Consider the following 17,058-nt stretch of genomic DNA (forward strand, 5'->3'; position numbering starts at 1 on the left):
TGGACAAGCACCGATTCCAGTCACGGATACTCATCCAAGGTGTCGTTGCCAGCTGGTAGCCTGTGATGAAGATGGGATCTGCTGTCTGGTGAACTTGATAGGGTATTTAAGGAACAAAAAAAGCCCACTTAGTTTAAAAGAGAAGTAGATTGTAAAATTAATCCGAACGCTGTTCGGACAAAAAAGATCAGCTTCCTTTAAAATGGTGTTTACCACAAACCCATCTTTTAGGAGCTGATCTTTTGTCTAGTATAACCTATTCCGAACGAATTAAAATCGAAACCTTTTGTGAACTAGGGCTGTCCAATATCCAAATGGGCGTTCGGCTGAACCGATCACCGTCAACAATTTCTTATGAATTATCTCGATGTCAACCTTATCAGGCTGAATTAGCACAAACAGATGCCGAATACAAGCGATCACGATGTGGTCGGAAAACTAAGCTGAGCGATGAGTTAAAGCAAAAAATTCTCAACCATTTACGTCTAAGCTGGTCACCAGGAATGATTGCTCACGAATTTAAACTAGCTACTAAATCTATTTATAATTGGCTAAATCAGGGGAGAATTGATTTCTCCTTGAATGATCTACCTGAACATGGCGTACGCCAACGGCGTAACGTTGACCAACGATCCAAATATAATCAATCTTTGGGGCGATCAATTGAACAGCGTCCCATGATGATTAATCAACGTAATCGCATCGGCGATTTTGAACTAGATACAGTCGTTGGTCCTCGTGGGCATAGTAAGGCAGTTTTATTAACTTTAATCGATTGCAAATCACGGTTCCTTTGGGCATACCGGTTAAAAAATCGGACGACAGCGACTGTTAATGAAGCACTAACTAAGTTCCTAACCACTTTTAATGGTCCGGTGCACAGCTTTAATCGGAATTTACGTTGTTTTTATCCTAAAGGGACTCGTTTTGAGCACATTAGTGCTCAAGATTTAACGACGACGTTACTCCAAATTAACCAGCGACCGCTTAAAATACTCGACTGGCAAACACCGTATCAGGTTATGCTGACAAATTTGTCCAAAAATTCGGATTAAATTTGCAATCTACCTTATAAGTGTCATTCACACTATCTCTTGTAGGATCTCCTTATTAGACAAGCAAATTAAAATGTGGAATAATACTGTTGTAACAAATTACATTATGGGAGGTTATATTATGAGTCTAGATGACAAGATTGATAGCACCAAAGATAAGGTAAGTGGAAAAGCTAAAGAAGTTGAAGGCAAGGTTACGAACGACAAGGCCCGCGAAGCTGAAGGTAAGGGTCAAGGTATTCTAGGTAAGGCTAAAGATAAACTGTCAGATGCCAAAGATGCTGTTAAAGATACGGTTGATAACGTAAAGGAAAAGTTAGATAAAGACGATAAATAAATTATCATTTTTAAGAAGACCAAAATCTGGTCTTCTTTTATTTTTTCACGCTTGTTACCCTGTTTTTTCTCCACACTGTAATACGCGGCTTATGTGGTCGCTGCGGCTTTTTACGTTACCACCGTCCATCTTTAAGCTGATGTTCTAAGTCACCCAAGCAACGTGTCTCTGTGCGACTGACAAGGCCAAATCTGCTATTTACCATCTGGCCCATGCCGGCCACCTCCAAATTTTGGGCAAAATAAAAACGCCACGCTATTTAGCACGACGTCTATTATCCTTACACCATCTTATCGAGCCGAGCACCCGCCTGTGCCCACTCCGGAAACTCATACCCGTATTTACTATGAATTAATCATGATATCGCCACCTCCTGACCATATGCAAAAAAACAGTGATTAGCTGAACTTTTCGATAAATCTATTAAAAGTTTCCGTAGTCCCATTTTCAATTAGTACAACTAAAGCTTCATAGCTAATTTATCAAATTCTTGTATATCAATACCCGTTGCTCCAATTAAATCAAGAATAATCTCTGGATGTAAGCTGATTCCTGAGACAACTTTTAAGAGAGCGTATAATGAATAAATCGTCTCTCAAAAGGAAGGAATTTTTACATGCCAACTCGTTACGACAAAGAATTCAAACAAAACATTATCAACCTATATAAGCAAGGCGAATCAGCTGCCCAACTGGCCAGAGAATATGGCATTGGCTATTCAACAGTTCATAAGTGGATCCAGGGCCAGGCCAAAACTCAATCCGGTAAATCGCCAGACGAAATCAAAACGATGGAAAAGCGACTGGCTTCGCTGTCTGAGGAGAACGAAATCCTAAAAAAAGCCCTGGGCTTCCTTGCGCAGAAGTAACCAATATCTTTGATTATATTCACCAAGAAAGCCATCACCACCAGGTAACCAAGATGTGCCGAATCCTCGGTGTTTCCAGAGCTCAGTATTATCGTTATCGATCCCCCAAACCTTCAAAACGCCGGGCCGAAGATGCGGACTTAAAACAACGGATTCTGCGGATCTTTGCGGAATTTAAGCAGCGATACGGCGTTATGAAGATCCACCATGAATTGAATCTGGAACTTCAACCACTGCAGCGTCGGTGCAGCCCAAGACGGATTTCCCGGCTCATGAAGGAACTGGATATCCACTCCGTTACCGTCAATAAATGGAAAGCGGCTTCGGCTTCCAAAACCAAGGTTGAACAGCGTCCCAACTTGCTTAAGCAGGATTTCTCGACCACTGGTTTAAATCAAAAATGGACCGCTGATATGACCTATATTCAAACGAAGCGTAATGGCTGGTGTTACTTATCAACCATCATGGACCTGCACTCACGACGGATTATCGGCTATTCGTTCTCAAAAAAGATGGATACTGATTTAGTCTTAAAGACCCTGGAAAGCGCAGTTAAAAATCGAACCATTACTGGGGACCTGATTATCCATACGGATTTAGGATCACAGTATACCAGCGATGATTACAATCAACGTTTAACTGAACTACATATCCGCCACTCATACAGCCGTAAGGGGTGTCCGTATGATAATGCGCCAATGGAATCCTTTCACGCTTCCCTCAAAAAGAAATGTGTTTATCCAGTGCCGGTCTTTGAAGATTATGAAACTGCCGCTGCCGTCCTTTTTGAATATGTGCATGCTTTCTACAATAGGAAGAGAATTCATAGTTCACTGGGCTACCAGACCCCCTTACAAGTTGAAATTGCAACACTTACGAGCCAAATGGCCGCCTGATTTAATGCTTTCCAGGGTTCAAATAAGTTATTAATCACGATTAATGATTTATTTGAGCTGTGGAAGGTAAACGCGGTTCTGAATGTCTCTTAAAATCTGTCTCAAATATTGACTTCAATCCATTATGATGTATATGGCATAGTTGCTTTTCTTCGTGTTTAGGCTTACTATTTTGCAGTGCTATATTTCAATAATTAGCGTTGGGGGCAAGCAAATATGAATAAGCAACTAGAACGTGTTTCTTTTGCGGGGGCACTTGTTACTTTAGGAATTGTGTACGGTGATATTGGCACTTCACCATTGTATGTTATGAATGCATTGATTGGTGACGCCGGTAAAATGGGAAATATTTCTCCCAATTACGTGATTGGATCGATCTCGTTGATTTTTTGGACATTAATGATCATTACAACGTTGAAGTATGTTGTCATTGCAATGCAAGCCGATAATAAGCGTGAGGGCGGAATTTTTGCTTTATATGCATTGGTTCGAAAAAATTCAAAATGGTTAATTTGGCCAGCCTTGATTGGTGGGGCGGCCATTTTGGCCGATGGAACATTAACTCCTGCAGTAACTGTGACTTCAGCCATTGAGGGATTAAAAAAACAACACCTTGGCCCTGTGGTGTTTAGTAATTCTCAACATAACGTCTTGATTATCACAACAGTTGTTCTACTCGTATTATTTATGATTCAACGTTTTGGAACAGGTGTGATTGGGAAATCCTTTGGACCAGTGATGATTTTATGGTTTGGCTTTTTGGCTGTCTTTGGAATCGTTAATCTAATCAATTATCCAATGATATTGAAGGCTATTTCTCCTTATTATGCAATTAGGGTACTATTCAGTCCAGTTAACAAAGTGGGAATCTTTATACTTGGAAGTATCTTTTTGGCAACCACAGGAGCAGAGGCTTTATATTCCGATATGGGTCACGTTGGCAAGCAGAATATTTATGTAACATGGCCACTAGTATATAGTACCCTATTTTTAAATTACTTAGGTCAGGGTGCTTGGATAATTAGACATGCAGGTGATACTGCTTACAGGAACTTATCGAACTTAAATCCCTTTTATGAAATGCTCCCCGGAACCTGGCGCCTAGTTGGCATTTTGCTAGCCACACTCGCTGCAATTATTGCCTCTCAAGCGTTGATTACGGGTTCTTACACTTTAGTCAATGAAGCAATTGGCTTAAAATTTTTACCTAGAATGGTTATTAGACATCCAAGTAATATAAAAAATCAAATTTATATTGCAACTGTTAACTGGATGCTATGTATAATAACAATTAGTGTAGTCTGGTTCTTTGGTAGTTCACAAAAAATGGAGGCCGCGTATGGTTTAGCGATCACTATTACCATGCTTATGACTACTGTGCTTTTGCATGAATTCTTAAAGAAACACCTGGCTAAGGGAACAGCACTTATAATTGCCTTGTTTTTTGGCTTTATTGAGTTAATCTTTCTAATTTCAAGTTTGGTTAAGTTTATTCATGGCGGTTATGTTACGTTAACAATCATGTTGGGCATTCTTTATATTATGTGGCTTTGGTACTTTGGAAATAAACGAAGAGACCATTATGAGAAAGAAAGCGAGTATGTTTCACTTCTTGACTATCGTGATCAACTCTCTAAATTAAGCGCAGACAATACAGTACCTTTGTTCACGACTAACTTAGTGTATATGACTAAAATTAAGGGTGATTACCAAATTAAGCGTAGTACCATGTATTCTATTCTCGACAGACAACCTAAAAGAGCTAAAGTTTATTGGTTTGTTACAGTCAATGAAACCAATGCACCTTATGAAAGTAATTATACAGTTGATTTACTTGAGACGCATAATGTTGTTAACGTTCAATTTTACTTAGGGTTTAGGAAACCTCAATCCGTTAGTGTCTATTTACATCAAGTTGTAAATCATCTAGTGGAACAAGGTATTTTAGAACCACAAATACCCACGTATTCAACAGAGCGGCAACGGAAAGTCGGCGACTTTAAGTTTGTTATTATAAAGGAACAACCAGCAGATTTAATTGTCAATGATAAGTTAAGCTCGTTAGATAGAAGATTAATTGGTGGGCGCATCTATCTGCAGAAAATTACGGCCTCACCTATTTCATGGTATGGTTTGGAGTTTAGCAATGTCATAGAAGAAAGTTCTCCGTTATTTATTACTCAAAATCAGGATCAATACTTAATCCAAAAGAAAATTTATCATCGAGGCAGATTAAGTAAGACTGAAAAATGAGTATGCAGTAGTTTAAGTGCAACAACTAAGTTAGAAAAATTATATTTAGTTTTAATTAATGGTCTGATCTCAGTACTTTACTGAGATCAGACCATTTTTATTCGGGTCTAGAATTTTTGATGTTGGAAAGTATTTCCATTCCAAAAGTACTAGGCCCTTTTTGATAACAAAAAAAGGCATCTAAGCCTCCCTAGTGCTATGCTTTAAGCGACGAAACTCAAGATAAGCGGGGTAGGAATAGATGTCTCAACTAGCTAATACACTTAAATTACTGGGAATTACAGACACAAACATTCAGGTGTTCGGTACTCGTGATGAATTTCATGGTCGGGGAACGGCTGAAGCTCAATACTTTCTATCATGGGTTAAGAAGATGGGATTAGATAAGTCCACGGTATTAGCCATTGATGTAGAAGCGCCGGGATTAACCTGGGCAACTACTGGCCAAGTTAACGTGTTCCTGAAATACCTGATTAGTCACGGGTATAAGAATGTGATTACGTACGGCTCAGGTAGCTGGTTCAATGCTGGCCGGATTAATCGGTCCCAGTTAGTAGATAAGGCAATCTGGGTGGCGGCTTATGGTGTCAGTCAACCGGGGGTAGCTAATGCCAACGCTTGGCAATATACCGACAACTGGCACGGAGTGGATTGCAGTTATGATTTCGATGGTAAGCTGTCTGGTAAGGTTACCAAGGCAACGCCTAAGAAAGCCTCATACTGGGCTGATAATGGCTTGTATGAAGTGATTACCAGTGAGGTTAACGTGTATGGTAAGCCAGCCCTAGACAAGGCTAATAAGCGCCGTATTCACTTCTCAAAGGGAAGAACAATCTATGGTAAGGCTGTTAAATATGGCAAGGTGTACCGGATTAAGACTGATGTTGGTTACATCTCTGCTAATAAGGACTACGTGAAGCTGGTCAGAAAGTCGGGTGGTAAGTAATGACCTTTGATCGTTGGATTGAATTAATCACGTTAGCTTTGGCTGTAGTCGCGGGTATCTATGCAGCTTTGTCATGAAGCCCTTCACAGATCGGCTGCAAGACATTGCTCAAAGTATGAAGGATAGCAGCCAGCGAATTGAACGGCTGTTTAATTCGCAAAATACGCTGCGTGAAGATTTAATCACTAGCAGAAGCGAGCATAAAGTTATCAACGAACGCTTAGACAATGTTGAAGATGATGTACGTTAACTGAAAAGTAAATAGTGCTAGAATTAATTTAATCCTTCAAAGTTGACACAACCAAAAAGCCACTCATCTCATCACGAGGTGGGTGGCTTTTTTGAGTAAGTTAAGTGACAGCATGGATTGTTATATGATTGTGTATGTCCTAAATGGACACAGCAACGCTCCTAAGCAAAGCCTGTATGTACTGATTTCAGAAAAGCCCTCTATTCCGCATAATAGAGGACTTTTTTGTGTGCATTCTGCTTAATTTAAACGGACAAGTATACATCTAAAAGGTGAACGTGTCGTCTGAGAGCACGTGATTATTTACTTTTTACTTTGTTAGCATCGCCGGTTTCCAAAGTCTGTATTTGAGTCGTAAGCGTATTTTGTTCAGACTCAGTTAACGATTCAAAAAAAGTTTTTTGTAATTGGGCTAATCCGTTTTGTTGAGTTGAGCTATACCCTAAAATTACCATAGCTTTCATAAAGTTTTTTAGATGATTGTCAATTCTGAGCGTAGTATCAAAAGTAACACCATCTATTTGTTTAGACTTTGTTTTGTTTGATTCGTTTAGAGAAGATATGGAAATTTCTTTTTGAGGCTGGGGCGCCGATTTTCTAGGAATTATTTTGCTTTTATTTGAGTTAGGATTGTGTAAAAGTTCCACCATGCTAGTCCGCCCTTTCAATAATTTCTTGTGCCACAGAATCGTATAATCTAATTATTTTTTTATCGAACTGATCTTTTAGAAATACACCTCTGATTGAATATCTTTTGATTCTTTCCATATTACGAATTAGGGTTTTTAACATGTTTTCTTTCCCAAATTCTTCTTCTGCTACTTCTAATGTGCTGTGATCAACAGGCGCCCCATTCTTTAATAGCACAGGAAGTATACCGAGTAAATTCAAACTAGGTGCTTCGTATTCATCGATTACCTGTTCCTGTATATATTTTAGAAACGATTCGGCACCCTGAAGACTGTGCTCTTGAGTTTGAAGGATAATCAGAACCCAATCTGAAGCGTATAAGGCGCTATCAGAAATTAAGGAAATAGTCGGTGGCAAATCAAATACCACAAAATCATATTTTTCTTTTAGTGAAGCAAGTAGCTTGCTAAAATATGTAACTCTATCTTTATAATTATTTTTAAACTTTTTTTCCATAATCCGTGGGTACAATGAAAAATCTGCGCTTGATGGAATAAAGTCAATGTTTTTATCCAAAGTAACCAACGATCTTGATAAGTCTTCTTCTTGGATTGATGCAAGCAAGGTTTGATTAAATTTAATATCATCGTGGCCTAAATTAGCCGCGGTTTTAAAGTAAATATCTGTAGCGTTTGCTTGAGGATCGAAATCAATTAATAGCGTTTTTTTACCAGCACGAGCTAGTGCCAGGCATGCAAGCGTGGCATTTGTTGTTTTACCGGTGCCACCTTTAAAATTTCCAAAAGTAATTACTTCACCCATTATACTGACCTCCAATTAAGTATCCTAATATACAAGGATACTTGGATACAAGGATGATAACATACAAAGATACTTGGATACAAGGATACAAGGATACATTTCTTCTCAAAAGCCGTTAAATTAAGATTAACTGCAAGTATCCTAATATACTTAGATACAAGGATACAAGGATACTTAGATACAAGGATATGAATATACAAGGATACAAGGATACAAGGATACATAAAAAGAAAAATGTTGATTTATCACCAAACAACGAGTAATATTGGTTACATAAAATAGAACATAAAAAAACACCCACCGACGGGAATCGGTGAGCGCCACATAAAAGTCATCGTTGTTTAATGACTATTATATCATGGCCGGTGCGATTTTTAAAGCCCTAGGGGACAAGCTGGGGTCTAAATCCAAGGGGACACGTTTGCCAGGGCGACTTCAATAAGTCTGGCTATACCACAACAAGGTCATCTGTACGGCTGGGTGGTGAATGGTGAGCGCGACCATTAACGGCGCGGGTGGTAAAACGAAGCTTCGGCTTGGTGCCATTGATTAGTTGGTGATCGAACAAACATAAATACGTATTACCAACGCCTACTAGGGCGTTTTTTAGTAGGCTAAACCGAAAACGTAGGTTTAGAATGAGTGGTGGTAGCAATACCGCAATTGTACAGACAAGCGACGGGCGTTAACGACCGACGAACTAAGGGGAACCTTATCGTAGAATTGTACTCTGGTTCAGTTATTCTAAATAGCTGATTCCAGGGAACAATTCTGCGCTCAAAACGTCACTCCCTCTAAACTGAATGGAAAACCGTAACCCGTCAAGTCAAATTCCAAAGAAAAAAAGAAAGTTGGTGGAATTGTTGGAATGTAAGGATTACATTGTTCCATTGAATCCAGATGTGATCGTTAAGAAGACAATCTATCGGAGTTCTGCAAGAATTACCAATCAGCAGAGAGATCAAGTCAAAAGAGTTTTGCATAAGCAAGGGTATCGGGGGAGAATTAGTAGTATTCGATATACTCGTGTAAATTATAAGTATTCCTTTAAAGTATCCGTTAAATATCAGGGAAATGTCGGTAAGTTTTTGGTTAATACAAAGAATGAGACAGTTGAATTCAAGGGAATGGCCTAGACATGATTTCAGTGAATTTCACAAAGTACCGTTCCCCAATTAAAGCCAATCTGAGACCTATACCAATTGGTTATCAGAAATTTTCACAAAGGAAAAATATCAGAGTGTTGTTTCTTCAGTACCAAATAAGGTTACTTGGGATAAGCCGCCTTATGTGAAGTAGAAATTGGTATACTAAAAAAGGCTCCCGGTTTAACACTGGAGGCCTTTTTTCTAGGTTACATATTTTGAGGATGAATGTTTTTATCTTCGTAGCTTTTACTTGGGTGCTGTAACATGATGAATACTGCTTAGTTTTTGGTGCCGTACCCCGCAACAGATGCGTCGCTTCGTTGGTATTATCTTAAATGCTAAGTACCGAGTTGAGAAGGATCATCAGGATATTGGGGTCCTAATCCCACTTTATGATGAGGAGCTGAAGCCTTTAATGACCAAAGCCTTGAGACGCTACTTTAACGCTCTTAGAAGCAATGAGAAGCACATTAAGAACGTTGAAAACTACTTGTACGGTACCATGCAAAACCTATTTGGGGTTTGGTGGAATAAACAAGCGGCTAGAGAATATGCGGCCAAACACCCCGAAGAACAGAACACTGACAATGAGCGCTCTTGGAATTAAACGGCATCTAAGCTCATCTAAGCCGTTTTAAACAGATAGAGCATAATTATATTAAACGAGTTTTAAAATGCGCGTACGGGCATTTTAGGAACGTTGTATAAGTGCCATTGCGGAAAGGACAGCAAACTTAAATTCACAACTTTTAAAGAAGCAGGCTAATTGAGATGGTACTCAAAGATTAGTATAATGTGAGTAGTAATAAAGGGGGGGGCGAGAAAATCATGGCAGTTAAGGAAAAGAAACGCGTACAAGTCCAGATTGACAAAGAATTGGCAGATAATACCGAAGCCGTTTTAAGCCAGTTAGGTCTAAACCCAACTACCGCGATCAATATGTTTTATAAGCGGATCGTAGCTGACGCAGCATTACCGTTTAAACCAGCCCTGAGCGAAGCCGAAAGAGCTAATTTAAGCCTTTTAAAGGCTACCAAAGAGACACCAGTAACAGAGCTCAAAGACGCTAAAGAAGTCGCTGATTGGCTCAATGATCCAGATGAGGACTAATGGCTTATCAGATTAAATAAATTAATAACTTGGGAGTGTGATGAACATGAAAGATACAATCACAATTAATGACTTTTTTGAAATTGCCAAAGAAACTGATTTAAAAGATTTACTTGATAAGTCATTACATGAGCCAGATCCAGAAAAGCGCAAAGTATATGACGCTTTATATACCTACTTTTTAGATAAAAGGCAAGATGAGGTTATTAAGCGAAAGGACTTTGTCCGTTGATAGATAAACCCCAATATATAATTGTTGCTGGTATTAACGGAGCAGGAAAAAGTACGCTATACGATACATTTCCCATCTTATTTGACAAAACAAAACGGATTAACGCTGATGAAATTTTAAGACAAATGGGTGGCGATTGGCATGAAGACAGTGACAACTTAAAAGCCATGAAAGAAGAAATCAAACAACTACACTATGCTTTAGATCACCAGCAAAGTATTCACGTAGAAACAACACTGGCAGGTAGAGGAAAAGCTCAAATCAATTTGATTGACAAAGCTCACAAAAATGGCTTTGAAGTGACTTTATTGTATGTTGCTTTGCGAGATGAAAATTTAGCTATCCAAAGGGTCAACGAACGGGTACAAAAAGGTGGCCACGGTGTTCCAGTGGCAACGATCAAGAAACGTTATCAGCAATCCAAACATAATTTGCCATTAGTGGCCTTTAAATCTGATAAGGTCATGATCTATGATAATAGCGAAAAGTTTACCTCTGTTTATGCAAGAGAGAAGGGACAAGTTTTTAAGAACGATTTGAGGCATTTTCCTTGGATAAACCAAAATATTACTTATCCAGAAAAGGTGCAAAAGCAGTTACAAAATTTTGCAGATCAAAACCCATAAGTAAAGCCTAAAAATGATCCAGAAAATAAAAACGATCGGCCTAGTTATTAGGTTGATCGTTTTTTAATTTATCCGGTTTATGGGCGTTAACATAGTCAGCAAATATTTTTAAAAGTTCTTCGGTTTGTTCGACCGAGAGGTTATTAGTTTGGAAGTACTTTTCTAATAAAGCCCCTTTTTGAATTAATCGGCGAGAACGGGCTTTGCGGGCTTGCCGATTTTCATAGTATTTAGATTGCCGTAATTTAAAATCTTCCCGCTCAATTTTTTGTTTTAAACGCGCTTGTTGCTCGACTAGTTTTTCATATTGATTAGACATGGAATTTCCCCATCTCGTATGGCTAATTATCTACGGACTTTACCTTTAAAAATTCAGAAAATTGCTTAGCTAAAAGCTTAATCTGATCGTTAGACAAATTAGCATAATCTAAATTGGATTGACTGATGATTTGTTTACCTAGCCGTTGTTCAATCTTATTTTTTTCGTCCTTAATTTTTTGATTAAGGGCTTTTAATTTAGCTTCTTGTTTTTCTAAGTTACTTTTAGACATAACGATCCCTCCAATCATATTAGAAATAATCATCGACACTATATCATAAGGGAAACGTTAAGTCAAAGTATAAAAGTTGAAATAGCGAAGCGGAAGGCATACACTAAGTTAAAGTTAAGATAATCAGAAGACCGAGTGAAACGAGGTCAATGCGCACTTACACACAACAACTAAAGTTGGTTGTGTTATTGTGCTAAACCCTTGTATCAGAAGTCGCCGTTGGCGACAACGAAAGCAAACCCATGAACCCAAAGAAAGGTGGTGACCAACATGGCAATTTTTCACATGAGCTTTAGTAATATTAGTGCTGGAAAAGGAAGAAGTGCAATTGCTGGAGCAAGTTATAGAAGTGGTGAAAAGTTATTCGATCAAAAAGAAGGTCGAAGCTATTTTTATGCTCGGTCAGTCATGCCAGAAAGCTTTATTTTGACACCAAAGAATGCGCCAGCATGGGCGAGTGATCGAGAGAAATTATGGAACGAAGTAGAAAGAAAAGACCGGCGAGCAAACTCACGGTACGCGAAAGAGTTTAACGTAGCTCTAACAGTTGAATTAAGTGAAGATGAACAGAAAGAATTATTGACAAAATATGTACAAGAAAATTTTGTTGATGAAGGTATGGTTGCCGATGTGGCAATTCATCGCGATCACCCAGATAATCCGCACGCTCATGTGATGTTAACTAACCGTCCATTTAACCCAGACGGAACGTGGGGATTGAAAAGTAAACGAGAAAACATATTAGACGAAAATGGGAACAAGACTTATACAGGAAATAGTCGTTTCCCAAGATCAAGAAAGGTGTGGTTAGTTGATTGGGATAAAAAAGAAAAAATCAATCAATGGCGGCACAATTGGGCGGTTAGTGTAAATCAAGTTTTAGAGCAAAAAAATATTCCCGATCGGATCAGCGAAAAATCATTTATCGAGGAGGGAATAGATGATACACCAACTCAACATGAGGGAATTAATAGTAAGCGGCATGAAAGAAAAGAATTTAACCAACAAGTTAAGAACTATCGTAAGTCCAAAGCTGGCTATAAAAACAACCAAGAAAAAGTAATCAATAGAGGTCATTTAGATAGCCTAAGTAAACACTTCTCGTTTAATGAAAAACGGGTAGTTAAAGAGTTAAGCCATGAACTGAAAACTTATATCAGTTTGGAGAACTTAGATGATAAGCGGCGCATGCTATTTAATTGGAAAAACAGCACCTTAATTAAACATGCGGTTGGTGAAGATGTGACTAAACAATTATTGACAATTAACCAACAAGAAAGCTCACTCAAAAAAGCAGATGAACTCTTAAATAAAGTGGTTGATCGCACGACTAAAAAACTTTATCCAGAGCTTAATTTTGAACAGACCACGCAAGCTGAAAGACGAGAATTAATTAAGGAAACCGATAGCGAACAAACAGTTTTCAAGGGTAGTGAATTAAACGAACGTTTAATGAACATTCGTGATGATTTGTTGACCCAACAATTATTGACCTTTACCAAACGGCCATACGTTGGCTGGAAGTTATTAATGCAACAAGAAAAGGAAGTCAAAATCGAACTGAAATATACGCTGATGATTCATGACGATAACTTAGAAAGTCTAGAACACGTTGATCAAGGTCTACTAGAAAAGTATTCACCAACCGAGCAGCAAAAGATTACTCGCGCAGTCAAAGATTTGCGAACAATCATGGCTGTTAAGCAAGTTATTCAAACCCAATACCAGGAAGTTTTAAGAAGAGCCTTTCCTAACGGCAATTTTAATGAATTACCAATGATTAAACAGGAACAAGCCTATACAGCCGTGATGTACTATGATCCTGTTTTAAAGCCATGTCAGGCTGAAACAATTGAACAGTGGCAAGCAAATCCACCACAGGTTTTCAGTACCCAAGAACATCAATTAGGGTTAGCTTATTTGTCGGGACAGCTTAGCTTAGATCAGTTAGAAAATCATCACTTACAACGGGTTTTAAAGCATGATGGCACTAAACAACTCTTTTTTAGCGAATGCAAAGCCGATCCGACGATTAAGAACAGTCAGATCGAGAAAATCCAAAAGCAGTTAAAAGGGCAACAAGCCAAGGACGACCAGTACAGAAAAGAAAATATCGGACATTATCAACCGCTAAATTACAAGCCAGTTAGTCCAGACTATTACTTAAAGACGGCCTTTAGTGACGCGATCATGACTGTTCTATATGCTCGTGATGAAGATTACCAACGGCAAAAGCAAGAACGTGGACTGAAAGAAACCGAGTGGGAAATGACGAAAAAGCAGCGGCAACACCAAACCCGGAACCGGCATGAAGATGGGGGCATGCACTTGTAATCACAAAATTAGCGACTGGTTAATTGGGGTATTGTACGCGGATTACCGGCAGCCAAAAAAGGACCGCCAGGGAGCAAAACAAACCTATCAAGATGAAAACCTACTAAATCGGCAATTTAAGCAAGAAAAGCCGAATCAGGTTTGGGTAACAGATACAACAGAACTGACTTACGGGACCGCTAATAAAGTCCGTCTACACGCCATCTTAGATCTATATGGACAAAGGCCAGCAGCATGGTTAATCTCACCAACGGAGACCAGAGAAGCCGCAATCAAAGTCTTTAACCAAGCCGCTAAGGCTAGTGGAACCACTCCAGAAATGATCCATACGGATCGTGGAGCGGCATATACGTCCACCAATTACAACGAAGCTCTCCGTCAGGAGAAGGTAAGGCATAGCCTATCGGCGCCTGGGACACCAGCGGATAACGCCGTAATGGAACACTGGTGGGCAGATTTTAAAAGCATCTGGCTCGAGCATCGTCCAAAGGCGCAAACTCTAGCAGAGTTACAGGAACAGGTTCGTGCTGCAATAATGTACTTCACGAATCAGTTCATTTCCGCTAAAAGAAATGACCAAACCGTGGCGGAATATTACCACGATTTGGTCGGATAAGAAAAATTGTGTTTTCGTTTTTATAAGTGTCAACTTGACAGGGGATAGTACCCTATGAGTCTTTTCTATTTGACTAATTTGTTGCACTTGAATTGTAAATCCGTCATCAAAAAGGGCCTAGTACTTTTGGAATGGAAATACTTTCCAACACCAAAAATTCTAGACCCAGAGAGCCTGAGTAACCTCATCAAGACCTATAGGTCGTGCGGTGAGCCAATGGACATCGCCATTGCCACACTGAGGAAAAATCTCAGAGGCGTTTTGAATGCTTCTCAAACCAAGCTTTCAAATGGCCCACTAGAAGGCATTAACCGTAAGATCAAAGCGCTAAAGCGCAGCTGTTATGGATTTGCCAATCAAGAGCGCATGTTTGAACGGATCTACCAACTGATTGCCTAGAAAAGTCAGTGTACGACACCCCGGGGAGGAGTGTGCCCAAAAACAGGGCTACAGAGCATAATTGCGGCCATCTGACTTCTCAAACGGAGTTTTTCGGTTCAATAACAAAAAGCCCACTCCGAAGAGTGGACCTTTCAAAAGATAAAAACTATTAATCAACACCATTTGACACAGAGCCAGAATAATAATATTCTTCAGGGTCCTCTTTAAATAATCTATATTCACTACAGATATATTTATTTAATGGTTAATCATTACGACGTTTCTTGATACCAAGAAAACCGAGTAAACTTCCAAACATTGCCAACAAAATACCAATAAATGACATTGTTTGACTTTGACTATTGTTTTCACCAGTTTGAGGTAATTCTGGTGAATTAACAGCACCGTTGTTAACTTTAGATCCTGTATTAGTCGGCGTATTGATTACTCCATTGTTAGTAGCGTTACTTGGCTGGGAAGGATTCCATGGTTGGTTAGAACTGGAATTTCCTGTGTCCGTACCATTACCTGGCTTCCCCGGTTGATTGAGCCCAGTGCCGCCATTGTTATCTGTTGCGGGGTTCTTCGTGTAAACATAGGTAACAGTCTGATCCTGATCCGTAAAGCTCCCCGTAGGGTTCCCTTGGACTTCTTTGAAGGTGTAGCCTGGCACATCCTTTTGGGTCGTTGAATATGGATCGCCTACATTACCAGAAGCAATAACGTCGTCAGCGATTGGATTGCCGTTTTCATCAACATACTTCGCAGTGACGTTACCGCCAGCAACGGGGTTCTTGGTGTAAACGATAGTCTGAACATCATCCTTACTATCCTGCGTTAAGCCATCAACTGGATCGCTGGCTGGTTTACTTGCAGTATAGCCTGGAATTACCGGTGAAGTCTTACTATCAAAGCTTGTCTTACCATTTTTGGCTGTCCAACCGTCATCCTTAACAACCTCACCAGTGACCTTATCAATTTCAACTTGATGCTCAAAGGTCGTGGAATCAGTTTTATCAGGAGCTGCCTGTGAACCATCACCATATTGATAATGGATCGTCTGGTGAATATCAGTTGTCAGTGAATCCTTATCAGTCCCAACTGGCCACTTTGGACTATCTGGATCATCTGGATTAATTGGTGTACCTGGTGTTTGTGGATTCGTTGGATTTACTGGGACCACGGCGTGGTCATAGTAAACATTAACTGTGTCATCCTGATCACCTGGGTTAACTTTCTGTTGAGCAACTGTGGCCAAATCTGGTGCCAGGTAGCCCTTAGAACTCAAGTCAGGAGAAGTCACGGCTGTAAAGTTACTATTTCCAATAACATACCATGCATCAGCACGATGTTGAATCGTTGGTTTATCAGGAAATGTACCATTCGTATTTGGTGTCATATATCCTAAAATTTCGCCAGTAACTAAATCCATCACAAACGCAACTCCATAATGAACCTTTTGAACAACTGGAGTTACACCGGTAATTAACTCTCCTGTTGATTTGTCACGGTATTCAATTGTTCGAGTAATGAATCGATTCATTGATGCGTAGTCAGATCCTACTGGCCAGACTGCTGTGCTCCCAGATCCTGGCCAAATTGGGCTCCCTGGACCACCTGAGGCTGGCTTCGAATCAGATACTTGATAACCTACTCCGTACCAAGTATCCCAGTATTTCATTAGAGCCCCCCACCGATTATCACTCGGATCAGCGCCACGTTCAGGATGGAGTGGAATATAGTGATGAATTCCGTTCATATCAACACTTTGGTCATCATCTCCAGAACTAGCGGTATTATTAGTACTTGATGTGGTGTTTTCTGAGGTACCCGATGATTCTGACGCATCGACATTAGTTGATTTGGTGGCACTACTACTTGCAGTATTTGCTGTATCCGACTTGGCAGCACTACTACTTGCAGTACTTGCTGTATCCGACTTGGCAGCACTACTACTTGCAGTACTTGCTGTATCCGACTTGGCAGCACTACTACTTGCAGTA

At 39.7% G+C, this 17,058-nt stretch carries 14 protein-coding genes and 4 pseudogenes; 13 read left to right on the forward strand and 5 right to left on the reverse strand.

Translation table 11 applies throughout. From position 1 onward, the window contains the following. The first annotated feature begins 242 nt into the window (after positions 1-242). From OCU14_RS10190 to OCU14_RS10215, 6 genes are all read left to right on the forward strand, one after another. A complete protein-coding gene (locus OCU14_RS10190) occupies positions 243-1,055 on the forward strand; it encodes an IS30 family transposase (RefSeq protein WP_261810942.1) in 813 nt (270 codons plus the stop codon). 121 nt (positions 1,056-1,176) lie between these two features. After that, the gene (locus tag OCU14_RS10195) at positions 1,177-1,392 is read left to right on the forward strand and encodes a CsbD family protein (protein WP_003680381.1); all 216 of its coding nucleotides are present in this window, start codon (positions 1,177-1,179) and stop codon (positions 1,390-1,392) included. A 616-nt stretch (positions 1,393-2,008) separates the two neighbouring features. Next, on the forward strand, positions 2,009-2,260 hold the full coding sequence (locus OCU14_RS10200; protein ID WP_076642703.1) for a transposase: 252 nt from the start codon (positions 2,009-2,011) through the stop codon (positions 2,258-2,260). A gap of 17 nt (positions 2,261-2,277) precedes the next feature. After that, positions 2,278-3,156, forward strand: a complete 879-nt coding sequence (locus OCU14_RS10205; RefSeq protein WP_261810947.1) for an IS3 family transposase — start codon at positions 2,278-2,280, stop codon at positions 3,154-3,156. A 216-nt stretch (positions 3,157-3,372) separates the two neighbouring features. Further along, entirely contained in the window at positions 3,373-5,409 is a 2,037-nt protein-coding gene (locus OCU14_RS10210; RefSeq protein WP_061777579.1) for a KUP/HAK/KT family potassium transporter, read from the forward strand. Positions 5,410-5,650: 241 nt separating this feature from the next. After that, positions 5,651-6,355, forward strand: a complete 705-nt coding sequence (locus tag OCU14_RS10215; RefSeq protein ID WP_373875086.1) for a GH25 family lysozyme — start codon at positions 5,651-5,653, stop codon at positions 6,353-6,355. 549 nt (positions 6,356-6,904) lie between these two features. On the opposite strand, the gene OCU14_RS10220 is transcribed toward OCU14_RS10215, so the two are convergent. Together OCU14_RS10220 and OCU14_RS10225 are read right to left on the reverse strand one after the other, a co-directional pair. Continuing rightward, positions 6,905-7,255: a DUF5388 domain-containing protein gene (locus OCU14_RS10220; protein WP_011222016.1), complete on the reverse strand. Its 351-nt coding sequence runs from the start codon at positions 7,253-7,255 to the stop codon at positions 6,905-6,907. A gap of 1 nt (position 7,256) precedes the next feature. Next, positions 7,257-8,057, reverse strand: a complete 801-nt coding sequence (locus OCU14_RS10225; protein WP_015639692.1) for a ParA family protein — start codon at positions 8,055-8,057, stop codon at positions 7,257-7,259. 1,422 nt (positions 8,058-9,479) lie between these two features. Here OCU14_RS10225 and OCU14_RS10230 point away from each other — a divergent pair. The 4 genes and pseudogenes from OCU14_RS10230 to OCU14_RS10245 all read left to right on the forward strand — a co-directional run. Then, a pseudogene (locus OCU14_RS10230) lies at positions 9,480-9,812 on the forward strand (replication initiator protein A); the annotation flags it as partial. Positions 9,813-10,033: 221 nt separating this feature from the next. Further along, positions 10,034-10,315 carry a type II toxin-antitoxin system RelB/DinJ family antitoxin gene (locus OCU14_RS10235; RefSeq protein WP_110140166.1) on the forward strand — a complete coding sequence of 94 codons (282 nt, stop codon included), beginning with the start codon at positions 10,034-10,036 and terminating at the stop codon, positions 10,313-10,315. Positions 10,316-10,361: 46 nt separating this feature from the next. After that, positions 10,362-10,547, forward strand: coding sequence for a hypothetical protein (locus OCU14_RS10240; protein WP_010620892.1), 186 nt, complete (start codon positions 10,362-10,364; stop codon positions 10,545-10,547). After that, positions 10,544-11,170, forward strand: a pseudogene (locus OCU14_RS10245) (ATPase); the annotation flags it as partial. The gene OCU14_RS10240 and the pseudogene OCU14_RS10245, both read left to right, overlap by 4 nt. A 43-nt stretch (positions 11,171-11,213) precedes the next feature. Here OCU14_RS10245 and OCU14_RS10250 read toward each other — a convergent pair. Both OCU14_RS10250 and OCU14_RS10255 read right to left on the reverse strand, forming a co-directional pair. After that, positions 11,214-11,492: a hypothetical protein gene (locus OCU14_RS10250; RefSeq protein ID WP_261810944.1), complete on the reverse strand. Its 279-nt coding sequence runs from the start codon at positions 11,490-11,492 to the stop codon at positions 11,214-11,216. Between the two features lie 22 nt (positions 11,493-11,514). Continuing rightward, a complete protein-coding gene (locus OCU14_RS10255) occupies positions 11,515-11,742 on the reverse strand; it encodes a hypothetical protein (protein ID WP_261810948.1) in 228 nt (75 codons plus the stop codon). A 252-nt stretch (positions 11,743-11,994) separates the two neighbouring features. Here OCU14_RS10255 and mobQ point away from each other — a divergent pair, with 252 nt between their 5' ends. The 3 genes and pseudogenes from mobQ to OCU14_RS10270 form a co-directional block, all read left to right on the forward strand. Beyond that, the gene (gene mobQ, locus OCU14_RS10260; protein ID WP_261810945.1) at positions 11,995-14,058 is read left to right on the forward strand and encodes a MobQ family relaxase; all 2,064 of its coding nucleotides are present in this window, start codon (positions 11,995-11,997) and stop codon (positions 14,056-14,058) included. Between the two features lie 22 nt (positions 14,059-14,080). Then, positions 14,081-14,674: pseudogene (locus OCU14_RS10265) on the forward strand (transposase); the annotation flags it as partial. Positions 14,675-14,842: 168 nt separating this feature from the next. Then, positions 14,843-15,073, forward strand: a pseudogene (locus OCU14_RS10270) (transposase); the annotation flags it as partial. 247 nt (positions 15,074-15,320) lie between these two features. Here OCU14_RS10270 and OCU14_RS10275 read toward each other — a convergent pair. After that, the coding region (locus OCU14_RS10275; protein ID WP_261810946.1) for a mucin-binding protein at positions 15,321-17,058 on the reverse strand (1,738 nt) is incomplete at its 5' end.

Source organism: Levilactobacillus humaensis, from assembly GCF_024345185.1.
Classification (GTDB): domain Bacteria; phylum Bacillota; class Bacilli; order Lactobacillales; family Lactobacillaceae; genus Levilactobacillus; species Levilactobacillus humaensis.

Coding starts and splice junctions, on each gene's coding strand:
- OCU14_RS10195 (WP_003680381.1), top strand. CDS start 1,177: ATGAGTCTAGATGACAAGATTGATAGCACCAAAGATAAGGTAAGTGGA.
- OCU14_RS10200 (WP_076642703.1), top strand. CDS start 2,009: ATGCCAACTCGTTACGACAAAGAATTCAAACAAAACATTATCAACCTA.
- OCU14_RS10210 (WP_061777579.1), top strand. CDS start 3,373: ATGAATAAGCAACTAGAACGTGTTTCTTTTGCGGGGGCACTTGTTACT.
- OCU14_RS10215 (WP_373875086.1), top strand. CDS start 5,651: ATGTCTCAACTAGCTAATACACTTAAATTACTGGGAATTACAGACACA.
- OCU14_RS10220 (WP_011222016.1), bottom strand. CDS start 7,255: ATGGTGGAACTTTTACACAATCCTAACTCAAATAAAAGCAAAATAATT.
- OCU14_RS10225 (WP_015639692.1), bottom strand. CDS start 8,057: ATGGGTGAAGTAATTACTTTTGGAAATTTTAAAGGTGGCACCGGTAAA.
- OCU14_RS10235 (WP_110140166.1), top strand. CDS start 10,034: ATGGCAGTTAAGGAAAAGAAACGCGTACAAGTCCAGATTGACAAAGAA.
- OCU14_RS10240 (WP_010620892.1), top strand. CDS start 10,362: ATGAAAGATACAATCACAATTAATGACTTTTTTGAAATTGCCAAAGAA.
- OCU14_RS10250 (WP_261810944.1), bottom strand. CDS start 11,492: ATGTCTAATCAATATGAAAAACTAGTCGAGCAACAAGCGCGTTTAAAA.
- OCU14_RS10255 (WP_261810948.1), bottom strand. CDS start 11,742: ATGATTGGAGGGATCGTTATGTCTAAAAGTAACTTAGAAAAACAAGAA.
- mobQ (WP_261810945.1), top strand. CDS start 11,995: ATGGCAATTTTTCACATGAGCTTTAGTAATATTAGTGCTGGAAAAGGA.